The sequence below is a fragment of the Streptomyces pactum genome (assembly GCF_002005225.1).
GTDB lineage: Bacteria > Actinomycetota > Actinomycetes > Streptomycetales > Streptomycetaceae > Streptomyces > Streptomyces pactum_A.
In genome coordinates, this window is sequence record NZ_CP019724.1 from 1,623,755 (window position 1) to 1,646,006 (window position 22,252).

At 71.4% G+C, this 22,252-nt stretch carries 18 protein-coding genes and 1 pseudogene; 13 read left to right on the forward strand and 6 right to left on the reverse strand.

Annotation, left to right across the window (positions count from 1 at the left end; all coding sequences use genetic code 11):
- Positions 1–32: 32 nt before the first annotated feature.
- Together B1H29_RS06705 and B1H29_RS06710 are read right to left on the reverse strand one after the other, a co-directional pair.
- Positions 33–2,432 (reverse strand): MFS transporter, encoded by a 2,400-nt coding sequence (locus B1H29_RS06705; protein WP_055419357.1) that lies wholly within the window; start codon positions 2,430–2,432, stop codon positions 33–35.
- Between the two features lie 149 nt (positions 2,433–2,581).
- Positions 2,582–3,025, reverse strand: a complete 444-nt coding sequence (locus B1H29_RS06710) for an SRPBCC family protein (protein ID WP_055419358.1) — start codon at positions 3,023–3,025, stop codon at positions 2,582–2,584.
- A gap of 161 nt (positions 3,026–3,186) precedes the next feature.
- On the opposite strand from B1H29_RS06710, the gene B1H29_RS06715 reads away from it, so the two are divergent.
- Positions 3,187–4,233 carry an Rv2578c family radical SAM protein gene (locus B1H29_RS06715; protein ID WP_055419359.1) on the forward strand — a complete coding sequence of 349 codons (1,047 nt, stop codon included), beginning with the start codon at positions 3,187–3,189 and terminating at the stop codon, positions 4,231–4,233.
- An 842-nt stretch (positions 4,234–5,075) separates the two neighbouring features.
- Here the strand turns inward: B1H29_RS06715 and B1H29_RS40000 are convergent.
- Both B1H29_RS40000 and B1H29_RS37990 read right to left on the reverse strand, forming a co-directional pair.
- Positions 5,076–5,648, reverse strand: a pseudogene (locus tag B1H29_RS40000) (N-acetylmuramoyl-L-alanine amidase); the annotation flags it as partial.
- Between the two features lie 11 nt (positions 5,649–5,659).
- Positions 5,660–5,824 (reverse strand): hypothetical protein, encoded by a 165-nt coding sequence (locus B1H29_RS37990; RefSeq protein ID WP_159027790.1) that lies wholly within the window; start codon positions 5,822–5,824, stop codon positions 5,660–5,662.
- Positions 5,825–6,170: 346 nt separating this feature from the next.
- Here B1H29_RS37990 and B1H29_RS06725 point away from each other — a divergent pair, with 346 nt between their 5' ends.
- From B1H29_RS06725 to B1H29_RS06735, 3 genes are all read left to right on the forward strand, one after another.
- Positions 6,171–7,766, forward strand: coding sequence for an alpha/beta hydrolase (locus tag B1H29_RS06725; RefSeq protein ID WP_055419361.1), 1,596 nt, complete (start codon positions 6,171–6,173; stop codon positions 7,764–7,766).
- Positions 7,767–7,837: 71 nt separating this feature from the next.
- Entirely contained in the window at positions 7,838–8,236 is a 399-nt protein-coding gene (locus tag B1H29_RS06730) for a RidA family protein (protein ID WP_055419362.1), read from the forward strand.
- 20 nt (positions 8,237–8,256) lie between these two features.
- The gene (locus B1H29_RS06735; RefSeq protein ID WP_055419937.1) at positions 8,257–8,760 is read left to right on the forward strand and encodes a GNAT family N-acetyltransferase; all 504 of its coding nucleotides are present in this window, start codon (positions 8,257–8,259) and stop codon (positions 8,758–8,760) included.
- 4 nt (positions 8,761–8,764) lie between these two features.
- Here B1H29_RS06735 and B1H29_RS06740 read toward each other — a convergent pair whose 3' ends face one another.
- Entirely contained in the window at positions 8,765–9,358 is a 594-nt protein-coding gene (locus tag B1H29_RS06740) for an adenylosuccinate lyase (RefSeq protein WP_055419363.1), read from the reverse strand.
- Positions 9,359–9,777: 419 nt separating this feature from the next.
- Between B1H29_RS06740 and B1H29_RS06745 the strand changes: the two genes are divergently transcribed.
- The 9 genes from B1H29_RS06745 to pssA all read left to right on the forward strand — a co-directional run bounded on the left by B1H29_RS06745 (position 9,778) and on the right by pssA (position 20,718).
- Positions 9,778–11,583, forward strand: a complete 1,806-nt coding sequence (locus B1H29_RS06745) for a 3-hydroxyacyl-CoA dehydrogenase family protein (RefSeq protein ID WP_055419364.1) — start codon at positions 9,778–9,780, stop codon at positions 11,581–11,583.
- 193 nt (positions 11,584–11,776) lie between these two features.
- Positions 11,777–12,592, forward strand: a complete 816-nt coding sequence (locus B1H29_RS06750) for a TetR family transcriptional regulator (RefSeq protein ID WP_079160715.1) — start codon at positions 11,777–11,779, stop codon at positions 12,590–12,592.
- A 384-nt stretch (positions 12,593–12,976) separates the two neighbouring features.
- Complete coding sequence (ccrA, locus tag B1H29_RS06755; RefSeq protein ID WP_055419938.1) at positions 12,977–14,314, forward strand: crotonyl-CoA carboxylase/reductase; 1,338 nt, start codon at positions 12,977–12,979, stop codon at positions 14,312–14,314.
- A gap of 13 nt (positions 14,315–14,327) precedes the next feature.
- On the forward strand, positions 14,328–16,355 hold the full coding sequence (locus tag B1H29_RS06760) for a protein meaA (RefSeq protein WP_055419366.1): 2,028 nt from the start codon (positions 14,328–14,330) through the stop codon (positions 16,353–16,355).
- Positions 16,352–17,326, forward strand: coding sequence for an HpcH/HpaI aldolase/citrate lyase family protein (locus B1H29_RS06765; protein ID WP_055419367.1), 975 nt, complete (start codon positions 16,352–16,354; stop codon positions 17,324–17,326). Before B1H29_RS06760 ends, B1H29_RS06765 begins: the two co-directional genes overlap by 4 nt.
- Before the next feature lie 5 nt (positions 17,327–17,331).
- Entirely contained in the window at positions 17,332–17,844 is a 513-nt protein-coding gene (locus B1H29_RS06770) for a MaoC family dehydratase (protein ID WP_055419368.1), read from the forward strand.
- On the forward strand, positions 17,845–19,050 hold the full coding sequence (locus B1H29_RS06775; protein ID WP_055419369.1) for an acyl-CoA dehydrogenase family protein: 1,206 nt from the start codon (positions 17,845–17,847) through the stop codon (positions 19,048–19,050).
- Between the two features lie 170 nt (positions 19,051–19,220).
- On the forward strand, positions 19,221–19,877 hold the full coding sequence (locus B1H29_RS06780; protein WP_079160065.1) for a phosphatidylserine decarboxylase: 657 nt from the start codon (positions 19,221–19,223) through the stop codon (positions 19,875–19,877).
- A gap of 22 nt (positions 19,878–19,899) precedes the next feature.
- Complete coding sequence (gene pssA, locus B1H29_RS06785) at positions 19,900–20,718, forward strand: CDP-diacylglycerol--serine O-phosphatidyltransferase (protein WP_055419371.1); 819 nt, start codon at positions 19,900–19,902, stop codon at positions 20,716–20,718.
- 273 nt (positions 20,719–20,991) lie between these two features.
- Here pssA and B1H29_RS06790 read toward each other — a convergent pair whose 3' ends face one another.
- Positions 20,992–22,134: a glycerate kinase gene (locus tag B1H29_RS06790; RefSeq protein ID WP_055419372.1), complete on the reverse strand. Its 1,143-nt coding sequence runs from the start codon at positions 22,132–22,134 to the stop codon at positions 20,992–20,994.
- Positions 22,135–22,252 lie beyond the last annotated feature (118 nt).

Sequence of the window (22,252 nt, forward strand, 5' to 3'; positions counted from 1 at the left end):
CACCGGCGCGCGCCCGCGCGCCGGTGCCCGGTCTAGTCCTCGTGCCCGAGCTGGAGGTCGCGTTCCGTACGGCCGCCGCCGGCCACCTGGAGCACGGTCGCGACGGGCGGGTAACCGGCGGCGATGACGGTGTACTCGCCGGACGACAGGTCGACGAACCGGAAGGTACCGTCGGGCCCGGTGGTCAGCGTGTCCGCCACGTTGCCCGCCACGTCGAGCAGTGTCACGCGCGCGTCCTCCACGGCGCGTCCGCCAGTGGCGCGCACGGTACCGCGCAGCACGGCGCCGCCGGCCAGTTCGACGTCCTGGCGGGTTTCCCGGGCGGCCTGGACGCTGACGGGCAGCGCGGCCGGGCGGAAGGCGGGGGCGCTGCCGGCCAGGGTGTACTCGCCGGCCACCAGCTCGGAGATGGTGTAGCCGCCCTCGCGCCCGCTGCGGGTGGTGGCGACGACCTCGCCGTGGACGTTGGTGAGCGTGACGGTCGCGTCGCGTACGGGGCTGCCGTCGGCGGTGAGCACGCTGCCGGCGAGGCGGCCGGCGCCGCCGAGCACCACGTCCAGCTCCACCGGGCGCTCGCCGACGGTCACGGAGACCGCCTGCGGCTGGTGGCCGCCGGCCGCGGCGATCAGGACGTACGAACCCGAGCCGGGCGTGGCCAGCGCGTACCGTCCGTCGTCGCCGCTGGCGCCCCGGCCGATCTGCTGACCGCCGACGTCGATGAGGGTGAGCGCCGCGCGGGGCACGACGGTGCCGTCGGGATGCTGCACCGTGCCGCAGACCGGGACGCCGGCGGCGTACGGCGGTCGGGCCCGCGGGACGGGGGCGACGGGCTGCGCGGTCTCCGGGTCGGTTACGGGGGCGTTGTGGGACACCAGTGGTTTCTCCTTGAGGAAGAGGGCGATGAGCAGCCCCAGGACGAGCACCGGCACCAGGTAGAGGAAGATCCGCGGCATGGCGTCGGCGTACGCCCCGATGTAGGCGTCGCGCAGCGCCGGGGGCAGGGAGTGGACGAGCTGGGGGGTGATGGCCTTGGCGTCGGGAAGCCCGGTGGCCGCTTCGGCGGGGACCCGGTCGGCCAGGGCGTCGGTGAGCCGGTCGGCGAAGAGGGTGCCGAAGACGGCCGCGCCGACGCTGCCGCCGATCTGCCGGAAGTAGTTGTTGGCGCTGGTGGCGGTGCCGAGGTCGGCGGGGCGCACGGAGTTCTGCACGGCGAGGATCAGCACGGGCATCACCATGCCGATGCCGACACCGAGGACCGCCGTCCAGACGCTGTAGTGCAGCCGGGGCGTGTCCGCGTCGAGCCGGGACAGCAGCCACATGCCGACGACGGACAGGGCGCTGCCGAGGATCGGGTGGGACCGGTAGTGCCCGGTACGGCTGATGAGCTGCCCGGAGATGATCGAGGCGCCGACGATGCCGCCCATCATCGGCAGCATCAGCAGTCCGGACTCGGTGGCGGTGGCGCCGTCGACCATCTGCAGGAAGGTCGGCAGGTAGCCGGCGGCGCCGAACAGGGCGACGCCGATGACGAGCCCGACCAGTCCGGTGACGTTGAAGACGGAGTCCCGGAACAGCCGCAGCGGGATCAGCGGTTCGGGCGCGAAGTGCTCGGCGGCCAGGAAGAGCAGGGTGGACACGAGGGCTCCGGCGGCGAGACCGAGGATGACCTCCGAGCCCCACTCGTACTCGGTGCCGCCCCAACTGGTCAGCAGCACCAGACAGGTGGAGGCGGCGGCGAGCAGCAGCGCGCCGAGGATGTCCAGGCGGGGTTTGGACCGCGGCTTGGGCAGCTTCAGGACGACGGCGACGACGGCCATGGTGACCAGGCCGAAGGGGACGTTGATGTAGAAGCACCAGCGCCAGGAGAGGTGGTCGGTGAAGTAGCCGCCCAGCAGGGGCCCCGCGACCGAGGCCAGTCCGAAGGAGGCGCCGATCAGGCCCATGAACCGGCCGCGCTCACGGGGCGGCACGATGTCCGCGATGATCGCCTGCACGCCGATCATCAGTCCGCCCGCGCCGATGCCCTGTACGGCGCGGAAGGCGATGAGCTGGTCCATGGTCTGCGCCCGGCCGGCGAGTGCCGAGCCGACGATGAAGACCAGGATGGCGAACTGGAAGACGCCCTTGCGCCCGAAGAGGTCGCCGAGCTTGCCGTAGATCGGCAGGCCGATGGTGGAGGTGAGCAGGTAGGCGGTCATCGCCCAGGACATCTTGTCCAGGCCGTGCAGCTCGCCGACGATCTTCGGCAGCGCCGTGGCCACGATCATCTGCTCCAGCGCGGCGAGCAGCAGCGCCAGCATGAGTCCGACGAAGACCAGCCGCACCCGGCGCGGGCTCAGCCCGGCCCCGGGCTCCGGCCCGGGGGCGGGAGGCCCGGGGGGCGTCGGGGGTGCGGTGGCCGGTTCGTCCTGCACCGGAGTGATCCCGCCCACGTACCGCTCCCCTCGTCACACCTGCTCACAATTGCCACCTGAGGCGACAACTGCGAACAAGTGCGGAGAGTTACGGCATACGGCGGCATCTCGCGGAGATCACCCGAACCGGTGAGGCGGCCAACGGCCGCTCCGTGCTTGCCCTTTGGCTACTTCTCGACCTCGGTGGCGAGCTTGGCGAGCATCGCGTCGTAGATCCGGGCGAGGCCCTTGGGCGCGAAGGTCCTCTCGAAGAAGCCGCCCACGCCGCCGGCGCCCTGCCAGGTGGTGACGACGACCACTCGGGACTTGCCCTCACCGGCCGGGGTCACCCGCCAGGTGGTGACCATGGAGGAGTTGCGGTCCTTCTCGACGAGTTCGCCGTCGGTCGGCTCGGTGACCTCCAGCAGGCAGTCACGGACCCGCTTGCTGGTGGCCTGGAGCTTCCAGTGCACGAGGGTGCCCTCGCCGTCGCCGCCCTCGCGGACCTCGTACTCGCTGAAGTGCTCGGGCAGCAGCTTCTCGCGGGTGCCGCTGTAGTCGGCGAGGGTGTCGAACACCGTCTCCGCGTCCGCCGCGACGATCCGCTCCGTCTCCGCCTCGACCTGCGCCATCGGGTTCCTCCTGGGCCTGGTTCTCGGGGTCGGAGCAAGCCAACCACCCCGCCGCCCGGCCACCAAATCGGGGGGCGCGAAGCGGCACCGCGCGACTCATCCGCACGATCAAGGGAACAAGTGTTCTATTGTGTGGGCCGCAGCACTACCGAGGAGGCGCCATGCGCTGGGAGAACCTCACGGACTCCGACCACGCCCGGGCGGCCGACCCCGCACTGTTCGGCGCGGACGCGGTCACCACCCGCACGTTCGACACGCCCGAGTTCCGCGGCATCACCTTCCACGAGGTGCGCGCCCGCTCGATCCTCAACCGGGTGCCGGGCGCGTCGCGCATGCCGTTCGAGTGGACGGTGAATCCGTACCGGGGCTGCACACACGCCTGCGTCTACTGCTTCGCGCGCAAGACCCACAGCTACCTGGACCTCGACACGGGGCTCGGCTTCGACTCCCAGATCGTCGTCAAGGTGAACGCGCCCGAGCTGCTGCGCCGCCAGCTCGCCTCGCGCCGCTGGCAGGGCGAGCACGTCGCGATGGGCACCAACGTCGACTGCTACCAGCGCGCCGAAGGCCGCTACCGGCTGATGCCGGGCATCATCTCGGCCCTCACCGAGCGCGCGAACCCCTTCTCGATCCTGACCAAGGGCACGCTGATCCTGCGCGACCTGGACCTGCTGACGCGGGCGGCACGGGTGACCGACGTCGGGATCTCGGTCTCGGTCGGCTTCACCGACCCCGAGCTGTGGCGCACCGTGGAGCCGGGGACGCCCGCACCGGAACGCCGCCTGGAGGTCGTACGGACCCTGGGCGAGCACGGCATCGGCTGCGGCGTTCTCATGGCACCGGTCATCCCGTTCCTGGGCGACGAACCGGCTCAACTGCGGGCGACCGTCCGGGCGATCGCCGCCGCCGGAGCCACGTCGGTGACGCCCCTGGTGCTGCATCTGCGGCCGGGCGCCCGGGAGTGGTTCACGGCCTGGCTCGGCCGGCACCACCCGCACCTGGTGCGCCGGTACGAGCGGCTGTACGCGGAGGGCGCCTACGCCCCGAAGTGGTACCAGCGCCGGATCACCCGCCAGGTGCACGACCTGGCCCGGGAGTACGGCATCGGTCCCACGCGCGCGGGGATGGCGCGGCGGGCCGGGGAGCAGGAGACGGCGGGGCCGACCGACGCGGTGGCAGCGGAGCCGATTCAACTCTCGCTCATATAGGCGCGGCGGAGGAACACACGAGGGCGTCGGACGGCCCGGGCGGATCCAAGCGCCCCGCCGGCCCTCGCACCGCCGCGGCGTCTTCCCCCGGGGACTGCCGCCCCGGTGAGATCCGCGGTCGCCCGGACGGCAGCGGAGCCGCCCGCCCGAAAGCCCCGTGGCGGACGGCTCGTGCCGTGGTGTTCAGAGATCGAAGCGGCGGCGGCACCGTTGGTGTCCTGGGCCACTGGACGACACCGGCCGGGGCCGGCGGCGGGATTCGAACCCGCGTCTCCCTCTTGACAGGAGAAGTAGCCGCGGCCTGCGCACCTGAACGCGCCCACAGTAACCGTCGCCCCGTGGACGGGCACCCGATTAAGGAGACGCCGCGGTGCCGGCGACCGCCGCGGTCCCGCGACGCGACATCGTCATCGGGCCTCCCAGTAGAGCCCGCGCACGTACGCGGCCGTGATCGTGATCGGTCCCTGGTCACCGGAGTCGGCCGGGTAGTAGACGAACTCGAAGCGCAGCCGCTCGTCGGAGACGATGGAGCCGCTGTTGTGGAAGTCCGCGAAGCTGCTACCGCCGGTGCCGGTCCGTTCGACGATCGGGCCGTTCCAGCGGGAGCCGTCCGGACGCAGGTGGTAGAAGCGGCCCTGGAGCGTGGAGCCCGGCGGGACTTCCACCCGGACCTGCGTCATGGCCTGGTAGTGGGACGCGCCGGTCAGCAGGTCCACCCCTTCGACGTCGAGCGTGGTCCACTTCCGGGGCGTGATCTCCCGGTCGTCGCTGTCGTAGCGGCCGATCGCTCGCGGCATGTCGTCCTCCTCGGGATCGCCGGGGGTCCAGCCGGCGGGGTGGGTGAGGCGTTCTTCGATCCGGGTGCGCATCGACGCCATGGTGAAGCCGCGCGGGTCGACCTTCCCGGGCTGCCATTCGAGGTGGCCGATCACGGACCGCTCGTTCCAGCCGTGGTGGCGGCAGACGGCGGCGGCGGCCCGTTCGATGGCGTCCAGTTGGACGGCGGGCCAGGGGTCGTCGCCGTCGCCGAGGTTCTCGCACTCGAATCCGTAGAAGTGCCGGTTGCCGTCGGTGTTCGCCTCGTTGTCCGCCGGCGGTGGCACTTCCTCGATGACGGCGCGCAGGACGTCGTCGTCTCCCAGGCCCGCGTGGTTGGCCCGCCCGTAGCCGACCAGGTGGACCCTGCCGTCCTTGGTGATGACGCCGTGGCACAACGGCCCGGGCAGTCCCTCGTAGCCCTTGCGGCAGATCTCCACCGTGCGGGCGCTGCCCCGGGTCACGGTGTGGTGGATCATCACGCCGTGCACCGGTCCCCAGGGGCCCTTGTGGTTGCGGTTGTGTTCCTCCCATCCGCCGACCTCGACGACGGCCAGGCCCTCGTCCCGTAGGGCTCGCAGGAAGCTCCGCGCTCCCATCGGCGTGGCCATCACACACGTCCCGGCCACGACCAGGCGGCCGCCGGGCACCGGTGGCCCTCGCGGACGAAGTCGCCGTTCGTGCCGTCGCGGTGACGGCGCCCGGCGGGGAGGCGGGCGTCGTCCTCGGTGAACGGGTACGCGACGATGCCGCTCGGGATGGGTGGTTGGGGCATGTCAGCCTCCGATCGTGTGGGTGCGGGGCCCTCGTCGGAGCACGGTGATCGTGTCGGCCCTGCGGCTGATGTCCTCGCCGGGCCACGTGCCAACGCCCCGGTCCGCACGAGGACCCGTCCTTGATGGATACCCGCTGTGAGCGCCGAGTCCGCGCCATCGGCCGGACCGATCAGGCCACCACCTCGATCCGGCCATCCTGGGACACCCGGGATCATTCGAGGGCATCTGCCGACCCAATTGGGTCAAGTATGGGCAGAAGGCGTTCCTCCGGAGGCGCTCCCCGGGACGATCCGGCGAGGACCGCGACCCGCGCGGACCGCAGCCTCTCCGTCCTGGGAGGACGCCATGAGACAACGCGCAGCCGTACTGTGCGGCGCCGCCGTCATCGCCGCCGGGGCCGTCACGGCCGTCCCCGCCGAGGCCGGCGCACCGCACTCCGCGAGCGCGCCGCACCTCGCGAGCACCTCCCAGGCCGCGAAGCCCCGCTGGAAGAAGTGCGGCACGGCCGATTACCCGACCCTCCAGTGCGCGTCCCTGGCGGTGCCGCTCGACCACGCGCGTCCGGAGGGGAAGCGGATCACGCTGGCGCTGTCCCGCGTCCCGCACACCGCCGACACGTACCAGGGCCCGTTGCTGGTCAACCCCGGCGGCCCCGGCGGCAGCGGGCTGACGCTCGCCGGGTTCGTGGCGTCCTCGCTGCCCGCGGAGGTGGCCGCCCAGTACGACGTCATCGGCTTCGACCCGCGCGGTGTGGGCAGGAGCGAGCCCGCCCTGAACTGCCTGCCGGGCCACTTCGATCCGGTGCGCCCCGACTCCCTGCCCGTCACCCCGGCCGTCGAGCGGGCCAACCTCGCGCGCGCCAAGTCGTTCGCCGGGGCCTGCGGCGAGAAGTACGCGGACGTGCTGCCGTACATCGACACGGTCAGCACCGCTCGGGACGTGGACGCGATCCGCCGGGCGCTGGGCTCGGCACGGATCACCTACTTCGGCTACTCGTACGGCACCTACCTGGGCGCCGTCTACGCCAAGCTCTACCCGCACCGGGTGCGGCGCCTGGTCCTGGACTCCGTCGTCGACCCGACCGACGTCTGGCACGACGCCAACCTCGACCAGGACCACGCCTTCAACGACCGCCACCGGGCCTTCCTCGCCTGGATCGCCGGGCACCACGCGACGTACGGGCTCGGCACCGACCCGGAGCGGGTCGAGGCCGCGTGGTACGCCATGCGGACGGCGCTGGCGAAGAAGCCGGCGGGCGGGAAGGTCGGGGCCGCGGAGCTGGAGGACACCTTCATCCCCGGCGGGTACTACAACGGCTACTGGCCCTACCTCGCGGAGGCGTTCGCCGCGTACGCGCACGACGAGACCGCCGGCCCCCTGGTCGAGGCCTACGAGAACTTCGGGGCCGTGGACGCCTCCGGCGACAACGGATACAGCGTCTACACGGCCGTGGAGTGCCGGGACGCCGCCTGGCCGCGCGACTGGGACGCCTGGCGCGACGACAACTGGGACGTGTACGAGAAGGCGCCCTTCATGACGTGGAACAACGCCTGGTACAACGCGCCGTGCGCGTTCTGGCCCACGGACTCGAGGCGGCCGGTGGACGTCACCAACCACGAACTGCCGCCGGCACTGCTGTTCCAGGCGACCGGCGACGCGGCCACCCCGTACGAGGGCGGCGTCACCGTGCACCGGCTGCTGCGCGGCTCCAGCATGGTGGTCGAGGAGGGCGGCGGGAACCACGGCATCACGCTGAGCGGGAACACCTGCCTGGACAAGCACCTGGCCGCCTACCTGGCCGACGGCACCGTGCCGCGTGGCGACGGCGAGGCGGACGCGGTGTGCCCGGCGCTGCCCGCGCCCGATCCGCCACAGTCCAAGGCGGCGTCGACGTCGTCACGCGGTTCGACACTGCACGGGCTGCTCGGCTTCCGGGGTTAGCCCCTCCCGCTCGGCGGCCCGGCCGACGGCCCGTCGGGGCCGTTGTCGGACCCATGGCCCACCATGGACGCATGAGTGAGCTGACCAGGATTCCCGCCCCCGACGGCGTCGCGCCCGCCGCCCAGTACGCCCATGTCGTCCTCGGCACCGGGCGGTTCGTGGCCGTCTCGGGCCAGCTCGCCCTGGACGAGGACGGCAGACTGGTCGGCGAGGGCGACCCGGCGGCCCAGGCCCGCCAGGTCTTCGAGAACCTGCGCCGGTGCCTGGCAGCGGCCGGCGCGGCCTTCGACGACGTGGTGAAGCTGACCTTCTTCGTCACGGACATGGCGCACATGTCCGCGATCCGCGCGGCCCGCGCCGAGCACATACCCGACGACCGGCTGCCGGCCGCGTCGGCGGTGCAGGTCGCCTCCCTGGTCCGGCCGGAATTCCTGATGGAGATCGAGGCGTTCGCGGTCGTGGCCCCGTGAGCGGGCCACGGGTGCGGGAGATGGGGCTCGCGGACTGCGACCGCGTGTCCGCGATCCGCGTCCGGGGCTGGCAGACGGCGTACCGGGGACTCATGCCGCAGCCGTACCTGGACCGGCTCGACGCGGGTGCGGACGCCGCACGGCGCCGCGGCCTGTTCACCCGCACCCCGGACGACGTGGTGAACCTGGTCGCCGAGGACGACGGCGGCACGGTCGTCGGCTGGGCCTGCCACGGCCCGTACCGCGACGGTGAAACGCGCACCGCGGACGCCGAGTTGTACGCCCTCTACGTCGACGCCGGGCGTCTCGGCACCGGCGTCGGACAGGCCCTGCTCGGGGAGTCGGTGCGCCGGTGCACGGCCGCCGGGCACACGCGCGTGCTCCTGTGGGTGGTCGGGGGCAACACCCGGGCCCGCCGCTTCTACGAACGGGCCGGGTTCCGCGCCGACGGCGCCGAGGAGCCGTTCGAGGTGGACGGCGTCGAGGTGCCCGAGGTGCGGTACGCCAGGCACCTGACCGGCTGACGGCTCACCGCTGCCCCGGGATCCGCGCCAGCGCCCGCACCGCCGCCTGTGCCAGTGCCGGGTGGGCCAGGGCGTCGTTCAGGACGGGAGTGGCACGGTCGTCGCCCAGCGCGCCGAGCCCGTCCACGCAGGCGAGCGCCACCCGCCGGTACGGGTCGTGCGGGCGCAGCCGCCGCTTCAGCGTGGTGATCAGGGCGGGCACGGCCTCGGGTGCCCTCAGTTCGACCAGCAGCCGCACCGGGTGCAGGGCGTAGGCGACCCGCATCTCGTTGGTGGCGAGGGCGGCCGCGGCGCGGGCGGTGCGGGGGTCGCCGAGGCGGGCGAGGGCGTGGGCGGCGGAGGCGCAGCGCGGCGGGTCGCGGTGGTTGAGCAGCAGTACGAGGGACTCGAAGGCCCGCCGGTCCCCCGCCACGCCCAGCCGGAACGCGGCCAGTTCACGGGCCCAGAGCGGCTGTCCGGGCTCGGTGAGCACCGCGGCCAGCTCGTCCGGGTCCCCGGTCGCCACGAGACGGTCGTACACCGCCGAGGCAGCCGTCGCGCCCGACGCCGCCGACTCGGCCCGTAAGCGCTCCGTGAGCGATCGCGACTCTTCGTCCATGACACCGAGGTTAGAGGCGTCACAGGGCCTGTGGGACGTACATCACGAACACCGGGGGCTGGCGCGCTCGTTACCCGCGAGTTAATCTCAGACGAGCGAGTCACCCACTCGCGGTACTCCTCACGGCGGTCTGGTGACGCGGCCACCGTGAGAGCAGAGAGCAGTCGGTTCGGCACCCCAGGTGCCCGAGTACTCAAGTACCCGGGTGCCGGGGTACCGCAGTACGGCTCGGCCTCGGGACAGGGCCGGTCGGAGACCGCCGCCGTGCGGGCGTGTGCACGCCCCGAGCGACGGCACCGGGCGTGTGCGCCAGTCAGCCCGGCAACACCCGCACTCCACTCCATTGCCCACGCATCCGGTGCGCCTCCCGGCGCGTCCGGGCGTGTTCCCGTCGTCACCCTCATTCCTGGAGTCCCGCGATGGCCACTCCCCTGTCCGACGCCCCTCTGTCCCCGCTCCAGACCATCGCCGTCGTCGGCCTCGGCACCATGGGCACCGGCATCGCCGAGGTCCTGGCCCGGGCCGGCCGCGTCGTCGTCGGCATCGACTCCAGTGAGGCGCAGGCCGCGACGGCCGTCGCCGCGCTGGAGTCCTCCACCGCCCGTGCCGTCGAGCGCGGACGCCTCACCGAGCGGGAGCGCGCCGACGCCCTCGCCCGGGTCAGCACCTCCACCGACCTGCGGGCGGCGGCCGACGCCGACCTGGTGATCGAGGTGGTCCCGGAGTCGTACGAGGTCAAGCAGCAGGTCTTCCGGGAGCTGGACGGGATCGTGCGCCCCGAAACGATCCTGGCGACCGGCACCAACGCCCTGTCCGTGACGCGCCTGGCCGCCGACTCGGCCCGCCCGGAGCGGGTGCTGGGCATGCACTTCTTCAACCCGGCGCCGGCGATGAAGCTGGTGGAGGTCGTCTCCTCCGTGCTGACCGCACCGGGCGCCGTCACCGCGGTCACCGACCTCGCCCTGGACCTCGGCAAGGAGCCCGTCGCGGTCGGCGACCGGCCCGGGTTCGTCGCCGACGGGCTGCTGTTCGGCTACCTCAACCAGGCCGCGGCGATGTACGAGGCGAACTACGCCTCCCGCGAGGACATCGACGCCGCGATGCGGCTCGGCTGCGGCCTGCCGATGGGCCCGCTGACCCTGCTGGACCTGATCGGCGTGGACACCGCGCGCACGGTCCTGGAGGCCATGTACGCCGCCTCCCACGACCGTCTGCACGCCCCGGCGCCGATCCTGAGGCAGCTCAGCGAGGCGGGCCTGACGGGTCGCAAGGCCGGACGCGGCTTCTACACCTACGAGGCCCCGGGCAGCGCGGTCGTCGTGCCGGACTCACTGACCCCGCGCGCGAGCGGGACGGCGGTCCCGGGCCGTCCCGTGCGGGCGGTGGGCGTCGCGGGTTCGGGCACCATGGCGTCCGGCATCGCCGAGGTCTTCGCCAAGGCCGGGTACGAGGTCGTCCTCGCCGCCCGCAGCGCGGAGAAGGCGCAGACGGCCAAGGCCCGGATCGGCAAGTCCCTGGCGCGCGGCGTCGACAAGGGCAGGATGACCGCCGAGGCCGCCGCGCAGACGCTGGAGCGGATCACTCCGACGGGGACGTACGACGACTTCGCCGACGTCGATCTGGCGGTGGAGGCGGTCGCCGAGGACCTGGAGGTCAAGCGGCAACTGTTCGCCACGCTGGACAAGGTCTGCAAACCGGGTGCGGTGCTGGCCACCACCACGTCCTCCCTGCCCGTCGTCGCCTGCGCCCGTGCCACCTCGCGCCCGCAGGACGTGATCGGCATGCACTTCTTCAATCCGGCGCCGGCCATGAAGCTGGTCGAGGTGGTGCGTACCGTGCTGACCTCCGACGACGTGCACGCCACCGTCCGCGAGGTCTGCGCGAAGATCCGCAAGCACCCCGTGGACTGCGGTGACCGGGCCGGGTTCATCGTGAACGCGCTGCTGTTCCCGTACCTCAACAACGCGGTCAAGATGGTGCAGGAGCACTACGCGACGCTCGACGACATCGACGCGGCGATGAAGCTGGGCGGCGGCTACCCGATGGGGCCCTTCGAGCTGCTGGACGTGGTCGGGCTGGACGTCTCGCTCGCCATCGAGAAGGTCCTGCACCGCGAGTTCCGCGACCCGGGCCTGGCCCCGGCGCCGCTCCTGGAGCACTTGGTGGCCGCGGGCTGCCTCGGCCGCAAGACGGGCCGCGGCTTTCGCGAATATGCCCGCCGCTGAGCGACCGGGCGACCGGTTGCGGTCCGAGGAGGACTGGGGCGGACTGCTCGGTCCGGCCGGGGCTCCGCCGCCCGCCCCGGCCGGGTGCCCGCCGCCCGCCCCCGGTGGGCCCGGTGGGTCTCCCCCGTCCTGCCCGGACGGGGGAATCCCCGGTCACGCGCGTGATCGCGCGCACATGCAGTACGTTCGGGTCATGTCCCAGCCCGCCAAGTCCTCACGTACACCAGCTACGCCCGACGCGCCGGAGAGCGCGGCCGGCAGCCGAGCCGCGGCCCAGCGGCTCAAAATGCGCCGGGAGCTGGCGGCAGCCGCGATGGAGCTGTTCGCGACCAAGGGGTACGAGGCGACCACCGTCGACGAGATCGCGGCCCAGGCAGGGGTCGCCCGCCGCACCTTCTTCCGGCACTTCCGTTCCAAGGAAGAGGCGATCTTCCCGGACCACGACGACACCCTGGTCCGCGCCGAGGCCGTGCTCAACGCGGCACCCGCGCACGAGCATCCGCTCGACACGGTGTGCCGGGGCATCAAGGAAGTCATGAAGATGTACGCGGCCCGGCCGGAGATCTCGGTCGCCCGCTACAAGCTGACGCGTGAGGTCCCGACCCTGCGTGAGGCGGAGATCGCGTCGGTGGCCCGCTACGAGCGCCTCTTCACCCGCTATCTGCTCGGCCACTTCGACGAGCACGCGCACGACGACGACGCCAACGACGACCCGCTGCTGGCCGAGGTCGCCGCGTCCGCCGTGGTCACCGCCCACAACCACGTGCTGCGGCGCTGGCTCCGGGCGGGCGGGCAGGGGGACGTGGAGGCCCAGCTCGACCACGCCTTCGCGATCGTGCGCAGGACGTTCGGCACCGGCATCGGCGCGGGGCGCGGCACGGCGTCCGCCGCGCGGCCGGCCGCCTCCGCCGCCTCCGTGCAGGGCGAGGTGCTGGTGACGGTCGCACGCACCGACGCGCCGCTGCACGAGGTCATGCGCACCATCGAGCAGGCACTCAAGGAGCGCTGATCCGCCCTCCCCCGCTGTGAGAACGGCCACCCTCCGGGTGGCCGTTTTCGCATGTCGATGTCCCTTTTCTGAGCTCTCTCGACCCTCATTCGATCGATCATCGCTCATCTGTCGGGTAAAGATTTCATCTGAGTGCAGGTTCTGGCACTCAGTGCCTTGCGGGGTGACACGCGGTGTCATACGTTGAAGGTGTCCGGGCTGTCCCCGCAAGCGATCGCCTGCGTGCCCGGCGCCTGCGTCACAGGCACCCTCCGCGCCACAAAGCGCTGCCGAACAGCACCACCGCCGAACCGACGGCCCCCTCGATCCGATCCTCAGCAGCACCGACGTAACCCTCAGCGCCCCTCCCTCAGGGCGCTCGACGCCGGAGGCAACACCGTGACCATGAAGGACATCCTGGCCGCGATCCAGTCGCCCGAGTCCACCTCGGCCGACTTCGCCGCTCTCGCGCTCCCCGAGTCGTACCGCGCGATCACCGTGCACAAGGACGAGACGGAGATGTTCGCGGGCCTCGAAACCCGCGACAAGGACCCCCGCAAGTCGATCCACCTGGACGAGGTGCCGCTGCCCGAGCTGGGCCCCGGCGAGGCCCTGGTGGCCGTGATGGCCTCCTCGGTCAACTACAACTCGGTGTGGACCTCGATCTTCGAGCCCCTGTCGACGTTCGGCTTCCTGGAGCGCTACGGCAGGGTCAGCGAGCTCACCAAGCGCCACGACCTGCCGTACCACATCATCGGCTCCGACCTGGCCGGCGTCGTCCTGCGCACCGGCCCGGGCGTCAACGCCTGGCAGCCCGGCGACGAGGTCGTCGCGCACTGCCTCTCCGTCGAGCTGGAGTCCTCGGACGGCCACAACGACACGATGCTCGACCCCGAGCAGCGCATCTGGGGCTTCGAGACCAACTTCGGCGGCCTGGCGGAGATCGCCCTCGTCAAGTCCAACCAGCTCATGCCCAAGCCGGACCACCTGAGCTGGGAGGAGGCCGCCGCCCCGGGCCTGGTCAACTCCACCGCGTACCGCCAGCTCGTCTCCCGCAACGGCGCCCAGATGAAGCAGGGCGACAACGTCCTGATCTGGGGCGCGAGCGGCGGGCTCGGCTCCTACGCCACCCAGTTCGCGCTGGCCGGCGGGGCGACGCCGATCTGCGTCGTCTCCAGCGAGCAGAAGGCGGAGATCTGCCGGCGCATGGGCGCCGAGCACATCATCGACCGCAACGCCGAGGACTACCGGTTCTGGAAGGACGAGCACACCCAGGACCCGAAGGAGTGGAAGCGCTTCGGCAAGCGCATCCGCGAACTCACCGGCGGCGAGGACGTGGACATCGTCTTCGAACACCCGGGCCGCGAGACCTTCGGCGCCTCCGTGTACGTCACCCGCAAGGGCGGCACGATCGTCACCTGCGCGTCCACCTCCGGGTACGACCACCAGTACGACAACCGCTACCTGTGGATGTCCCTCAAGCGGATCATCGGCTCCCACTTCGCCAACTACCGCGAGGCCTGGGAGGCCAACCGCCTCATCGCCAAGGGCAAGATCCACCCGACGCTCTCCAAGGTGTACTCCCTTGAGGACACCGGCCAGGCCGCCCACGACGTCCACCGCAACGCCCACCAGGGCAAGGTCGGCGTGCTGTGCCTGGCCCCCGAGGAGGGCATGGGCGTGCGCGACCAGGAGATGCGCGCCAAGCACGTCGACGCCATCAACCGCTTCCGGAACGTCTGAGGAGCGCCGCCGCATGAGTGAGCGTCAGAAGGACCGGCCGTGGTTGATGCGGACCTACGCCGGTCACTCCACGGCCGAGGCGTCCAACGAGCTGTACCGGCGTAACCTCGCCAAGGGCCAGACGGGTCTGTCGGTCGCGTTCGACCTGCCGACGCAGACCGGCTACGACTCCGACCACATCCTCGCCCGCGGCGAGGTCGGCCGGGTCGGCGTGCCGGTCGCGCACCTCGGTGACATGCGCCGGCTGCTCCAGGACATCCCCCTGGAACAGATGAACACCTCGATGACCATCAACGCCACGGCCATGTGGCTGCTGGCGCTCTACCAGGTCGTCGCCGAGGAGCAGGGCGCGGACATCACCCGGCTCCAGGGCACGACCCAGAACGACATCGTCAAGGAGTACCTGTCCCGGGGGACGCACGTCTTCCCGCCGGGCCCGTCCCTCCGCCTGACGACGGACATGATCGCGTACACGGTCTCCCACCTCCCCAAGTGGAACCCGATCAACATCTGCAGCTACCACCTGCAGGAGGCGGGCGCCACGCCGGTGCAGGAGATCGCGTACGCGATGTCCACCGCGATCGCCGTGCTGGACGCCGTGCGCGACTCCGGCCAGGTGCCGCCAGAGCGCATGGGCGACGTGGTCGGCCGCATCTCCTTCTTCGTGAACGCGGGCGTCCGCTTCGTCGAGGAGATGTGCAAGATGCGCGCCTTCGGGCAGATCTGGGACCGTGTCACCCGCGAGCGCTACGGCATCGAGAACCCCAAGCACCGCCGCTTCCGCTACGGCGTCCAGGTCAACTCCCTGGGGCTGACGGAGGCCCAGCCCGAGAACAACGTCCAGCGGATCGTGCTGGAGATGCTGGCGGTCACCCTCTCCAAGGACGCACGCGCGCGTGCCGTGCAGTTGCCGGCCTGGAACGAGGCCCTCGGCCTGCCCCGCCCCTGGGACCAGCAGTGGTCGCTGCGCATCCAGCAGGTGCTGGCGTACGAGAGCGACCTGCTGGAGTACGGCGACCTGTTCGAGGGCTCCAAGGTCGTCGAGGCGAAGGTGGCCGAGCTGGTCGAGGAGTCGCTCGCCGAGATCGAGCGCATCCAGGAGATGGGCGGCGCGATGGCCGCCGTCGAGTCCGGCTACCTCAAGTCCCAGCTCGTCGCCTCGCACGCCGGGCGCCGGGCCCGGATCGAGTCCGGCGAGGAGAAGATCATCGGTGTCAACGCCTTCGAGGGCACCGAACCCAACCCGCTGACCGCCGACCTGGACACCGCGATCCAGACGGTCGACCCGGCGGTGGAGGCCCGTGTCATCGCCTCGCTCCAGCACTGGCGGGACTCCCGCTACCAGCCGCCCTTCAACCACCCGCGCCCCTGCAAGGCGCTGGAGAAGCTGAAGGAGGCCGCCAAGGGCACCGACAACCTGATGGAGGCCACCCTGGAGTGCGCCCGCGCCGGCGTCACGACCGGCGAGTGGGCCGGGGCGCTGCGCGAGGTGTTCGGCGAGTTCCGGGCGCCGACCGGGGTGTCCTCGGCGCCGGTGGCGGTCGCCGCGGAGGAGGGCTCGGCGCTGTCCGAGGTGCGCCGCAGGGTGGACCTGACGGCCAAGGACCTGGGCGTCGGCAAGCTGCGCTTCCTGGTCGGCAAGCCGGGCCTGGACGGGCACTCCAACGGCGCCGAGCAGATCGCCGTGCGGGCCCGCGACGCCGGGTTCGAGGTGGTCTACCAGGGCATCCGGCTCACCCCGGAGCAGATCGTGGACGCCGCCCTCGCCGAGGACGTGCACGCGGTGGGCCTGTCCATCCTCTCCGGCTCGCACGCCCAGCTCGTCCCGGACGTGCTGGAGCGACTCCGTGTGGCCGGTGCCACAGATATACCGGTGATCGCCGGTGGCATCATCCCCAACGGTGACGCCGAAGAACTGCGGGCCGCGGGAGTGGCCGCGGTCTTCACCCCGAAGGACTTCGACATCACCGGCATCATCGGCCGGATCGTCGACGAGATCCGCAAAGCGAACAAGCTCGACCCCCTGGAGGTCCCCGCATGAGCAGCCCCGCTCCCCAGGTCAACCGCCTGCGCCCCCGGCGTTCCTGCCTGGCGGTGCCCGGAAGCAACCCCCGCTTCCTGGAGAAGGCCCAGGGCCTCCCGGCCGACCAGGTCTTCCTCGACCTGGAGGACGCCTGCGCGCCGCTCGCCAAGCCGGAGGCGCGGCACACCATCGTCAAGTTCCTCAACGAGGGCGACTGGACCGGCAAGACCCGCGTCGTACGCGTCAACGACTGGACGACCGAGTGGACGTACCGCGACGTCGTGACGGTGGTGGAGGGCGCCGGCCCGAACCTGGACTGCATCATGCTGCCGAAGGTCCAGGACGCCCAGCAGGTCGTCGCGCTCGACCTCCTCCTCACCCAGATCGAGAAGACGATGGGCTTCGAGGTCGGCCGGATCGGCATCGAGGCGCAGATCGAGAACGCGCAGGGCCTCAACAACGTCAACGAGATCGCCCAGGCCTCCCCGCGCGTGGAGACCATCATCTTCGGCCCGGCCGACTTCATGGCGTCCATCAACATGAAGTCGCTGGTCGTGGGCGAGCAGCCGCCCGGCTACCCGGCGGACGCCTACCACTACATCCTGATGAAGATCCTGATGGCCGCCCGCGCCAACAACCTCCAGGCGATCGACGGCCCCTACCTCCAGATCCGCAACGTCGACGGCTACCGCGAGGTCGCGCAGCGCGCCGCCGCCCTCGGCTTCGACGGCAAGTGGGTGCTGCACCCCGGCCAGGTCGATGCCTCCAACGAGATCTTCTCGCCGTCCCAGGAGGACTACGACCACGCCGAGCTGATCCTGGACGCGTACGACTACTACACGTCCGAGGCGGGCGGCAAGAAGGGCTCCGCGATGCTCGGCGACGAGATGATCGACGAGGCCAGCCGCAAGATGGCCCTGGTCGTCTCCGGCAAGGGACGCGCCGCCGGCATGACGCGCACCGGCAAGTTCGAGATCCCGGAGGGCTGAGGGCGATGCAGTTCGGACGCACCTACGAGGAGTTCGAGGTCGGGGCGACGTACAAGCACTGGCCCGGGAAGACGGTCACGGAGTACGACGACCACCTGTTCTGCCTCCTCACCATGAACCACCACCCGCTCCACATGGACACCAATTACGCCGAGAAGACGACCGACTTCGGCAAGAACGTGGTGGTCGGGAACTACGTCTACTCGCTGCTGCTGGGCATGTCCGTTCCGGACGTCTCCGGCAAGGCCATCGCCAACCTGGAGATCGAGTCGCTCAGGCACGTGGCGCCGACCTTCCACGGCGACACGGTCTACGGCCAGACGACCGTGCTCGACAAGTGGCCGTCCAAGTCGAAGGACGACCGCGGCATCGTCCACGTGGAGACCAAGGGCTACAAGCAGGACGGCACCCTCGTGTGCGTCTTCCGCCGCAAGGTGATGGTGCCCACCGAGACGTACATCAAGGAGCGCGGCGGCGAGCAGCCGGGCCGCCCCGAGCTGAAGGAACAGGGGAAGTAGATGAGCCGCCTCGCCCAGACCCACGGCCTCACGGACGTCCAGCGGGAGATCCTCTCCACCGTCCGGGACTTCGTGGACAAGGAGATCATCCCGGTCGCCACCGAGCTGGAGCACCGGGACGAGTACCCGCAGGACATCGTCGACGGGCTGAAGGAGCTGGGCCTGTTCGGCCTGATGATCCCGGAGGAGTACGGGGGCCTGGGCGAGTCGCTCCTGACCTACGCGCTGTGCGTGGAGGAGATCGCCCGCGGCTGGATGTCGGTGTCCGGCATCATCAACACGCACTTCATCGTGGCGTACATGCTCAAGCAGCACGGCACGGCGGAGCAGAAGGACCACTTCCTGCCCCGGATGGCCGCCGGTGACATCCGGGGTGCCTTCTCGATGTCGGAGCCGGCGCTGGGCTCCGACGTGTCGGCGATCTCCTCGAAGGCGGTGCGGGACGGCGAGGAGTACGTCCTGAACGGCCAGAAGATGTGGCTGACGAACGGCGGCACGTCGTCTCTGGTGGCCGTACTGGTGCGAAGTGACGAGGGTCACCCCGAGGGGACCGCGCCGCACAAGTCGATGACGACCTTCCTGGTGGAGAAGGAGCCCGGGTTCGGCGAGGTCCGGCCCGGCCTCACCATCCCCGGCAAGATCGACAAGATGGGCTACAAGGGCGTCGACACCACCGAGCTCATCATGGACGGCCTGCGCATTCCGGCCAATCGGGTGCTCGGCGGCGTCACCGGCCGAGGTTTTTACCAAATGATGGACGGCGTCGAGGTCGGCCGCGTCAACGTGGCGGCGCGTGGCTGCGGCGTCGCTCAGCGTGCCTTCGAGCTCGGCGTCCAGTACGCCCAGCAGCGTCACACTTTCGGCAAGCAGATCGCCCAGCACCAGGCCATTCAGTTCAAGCTCGCGGAGATGGCTACCAAGGTGGAGGCGGCGCATGCGATGATGGTGAACGCTGCACGCAAAAAGGACTCGGGCGAACGAAACGACCTGGAAGCGGGGATGGCCAAGTACCTCGCCTCCGAGTACTGCAAGGAGGTCGTGGAGGACGCCTTCCGGATCCACGGCGGGTACGGCTTCTCCAAGGAGTACGAGATCGAGCGCCTCTACCGCGAGGCCCCGATGCTCCTGATCGGCGAAGGCACCGCCGAGATCCAGAAAATGATCATCGGCCGCCGACTGCTCGAAGAGTATCGATTCCAGGGTTAGATGTCCGGATACGGGGTGTTTTCTTGGAGAAGAAGGTCACACCCCGTAGGCAGTGTTCGGCCGCCGACTCGGCTTCCTGGCTTACCCAGTTGCGGCGGAGAGCCGCTACGATCGCCGGAAAGCCGCCGTCCCCCGTCAGTGTGCGGCATCATCCGCTACGAAGGTCATCCATGCCCCACAGCCAAACCTCTGCATCTCGCGACAGCCTGGCCGGCGTACGCCTCGCGCGCGGAGCATCGCCGTGGCTTCTGCCGACCGTCGCCACCGCAGCCGTCAGCCTCCTTGGTGCCCGTCGTTCCGGCGCCGCCAAGGCCGTCGCCGTCCCCGCCACCGCGCTCGCGGCGGGGATGCTGTGGTTCTTCCGCGACCCCGAGCGCGAGATCGCCCAGGGCCGGGTCATCTCGCCCGCCGACGGTGTGGTGCAGAGCATCATGCCGTGGAAGGACGGCCGTACCCGCGTCGCGATCTTCATGAGCCCGCTCAACGTCCACGTCAACCGCGCGCCCCTGTCGGGCACCGTGACGTCCGTCGAGCACGTACCCGGTGGCTTCGTTCCCGCCTTCAACAAGGAGAGCGAGAACAACGAGCGGGTGGTGTGGCACTTCGACACCGAGCTCGGCGACATCGAGATGATCCAGATCGCCGGCGCGGTGGCCCGCCGCATCGTGCCCTACGTGCCGCGGGGCACGAAGGTCGAGCAGGGCGAGAGGGTCGGTCTGATCCGCTTCGGCTCGCGCGTCGACCTGTACCTGCCGGAGGGTGTGGAGGTCGCGGTCGAGGTGGGTCAGAAGACGGTGGCTGGGGTGACTCGAATTGACCGTGATTGATCCACAGACCCAGGCCGGATGGGTGCCCGAGGCCGACGAGGTGGACGACGAGGAGGAGATGCCCCTCTCGCTCCGCCTGTCGATAGCCGACACGCTCACGCTCGGCAACGCCACGTGCGGGTTCATGGCGGTGTACTTCACCACCACCGGCATCCTGATCCCGCACCTCATGGGCAGCGACGAGTCGGGCATGGCCCGGCACAGCGCGGCCACCGCGGTCATCCTGATGCTGTGCGCGGCGATCTTCGACCTGTGCGACGGCCTGGTGGCGCGCAAGCTGCGCAGCTCGCCGATGGGGGCCGAGCTGGACAACCTGTCCGACCTGATCAGCTTCGGGCTGGCGCCGGCGTACTTCGTCCTCGTCTACGGCATGGTCGCGCACGACGCGTACCAGCGGGTGGCGGCGGTGGGGGCGATCGTGGTGCTGCTGGCGGTGGTGCTGCGGCTTGCGCGGTTCTCGTGCGTCACCGTCAAGGACGGCACCTTCCAGGGCATGCCGTCGCCGTTCGGGGCGCTGACGGTGGTGTCGATCGTGCTGCTGGAGCTGCCCTTCGTGGCGACGCTGCTGGCGATCATCGGCACGGCCTGGCTGATGGTGAGCCGGGTCGAGTACCCGAAGCCGCGGGGGCGCCTCGCGGTGGCGATGCTCGCGTGGATCGTCCTGTCGATGGGGCTGCTGGCCGGCTGGGCCTTCGACGCGCCGAGCGGGCAGTTGCTGCTGCAGACGGGGTGTGCGCTGCAGTTGGTGATGGGCGCGGTGATCCCCCTGTTCGCCACCGCTCGCAGGGTGAACAACTTCCGCGACAACCGGCGGGAGGCTCGGGCGGCGCAGTTGCCGTGACGGCGTCTTCGAGGGCCCCGGACCCGGTTGGGTCCGGGGCCCTCGTGTTTCGCCCGCACTGGCGCCGGTGCGGGCCCTGCCGGGGGGGGCTCCGGCCCAGACCCCCCGGCCTGTGCCCACCACCGCCCGACCCGGCCGGGGCAGAGGTTCGGGACAACAGAGCCGAGGTTCCCGGCCCGTCCGGCGTGCGAGGCCGTTCAGGCCGACGACGGTGGCCCGGGGGCGGCAGCCCCCGGGGACGGGACGGGAGAGGGCGGCGGGGGCGAACGGCCCCTACGCCAGGAAGTCCCGCGCGATGCGCTCCGCGACGCGCTCCAGGATCGGCCCCGCGTCCGCGATGCACTTCGCCACGTCCGGTTCCACGTCCGTCAGCGGGTACGCCCGCCGGATCCCGGCCCGCCCGAGCACCTCCGGAGCCAGCGCCAGCCGCCCGCACACCGCGACGACCTCCTTGCCCGCGGCCCGTGCCGCCGCGGCGACGCCCGCCGGGGCCTTGCCGTGCAGGGTCTGCTCGTCCAGCGAGCCCTCGCCGGTGATGACCAGGCCGGCCCGCTCCAGCGCCGGCGCGAACCCGAGCACGTCCAGCATCACCTCGATGCCGGGCCGGAACCGCGCCCCGAGCAGCATCGCCCCGAACCCGATGCCGCCCGCGGCACCCGCGCCCGGGGAGGCGGCGTACTCGGCGGCCCGTGTGCCCACGGTCTCCGTGTCCTCCAGCACCTTCGCGAGGTGCGTGAGGGCCGCGTCCAGGGCCTCCACGTCCTGTGGGGAGGCGCCCTTCTGCGGGCCGTAGACCGCCGGGGCGCCCTTCGGCCCGGTCAGCGGGTTGTCGACGTCGCTCGCGAGTACCAGCTCGACGCCCGACAGCCGCGGGTCGAGGCCGGACAGGTCGGCCGAGGCCAGGTCGGCGAGGCCGCCCCCGCCCGGCGCGACCGGCTCCCCGTCGCTGCCCAGGAACCGCGCGCCCAGCGCGGACAGCATCCCGGCGCCGCCGTCGGTGCTCGCGCTGCCACCGACCCCGAACACGATCGTCCGCGCCCCCGCGTCCAGCGCGGCCCGCAGCAGCTCGCCGGAGCCGTACGTGGACGCGGTCAGCGGTGCGAGGACACCGGCGGGCAGCCGCTGCAGGCCACTGGCCTCGGCCATCTCCACCACCGCGGTGCCGTCGCGGAGCGCGAACGCGGCCGCCACCTCGTCGCCGAGGGGCCCGGCGACCCGCACCTCCCGGCGCTCGAACCCGGCCGCCACCGCGGCGGCGACGGTGCCGTCACCGCCGTCGGCCACGGGCAGCGCCTCGACGCCGAGGTCCGGCACGACGCGGCGCAGTCCGGCCGTCACCCGCTCGGCGACCTCGACGGCCGTCAGCGACCCCTTGAACTTGTCCGCGGCGACGAGTACCCGGCGGGCCCCGTCCACTGCAGCGTCAGCCACCTTGATCTCCCCTTGCTCTCCGAGCCTTGCGCACGTCAAGGCAGTCGCGCCGCTGCGACCTTAACCGCAGGACGCCCACGCCGTCATGCCCTGCCCGCAGGGT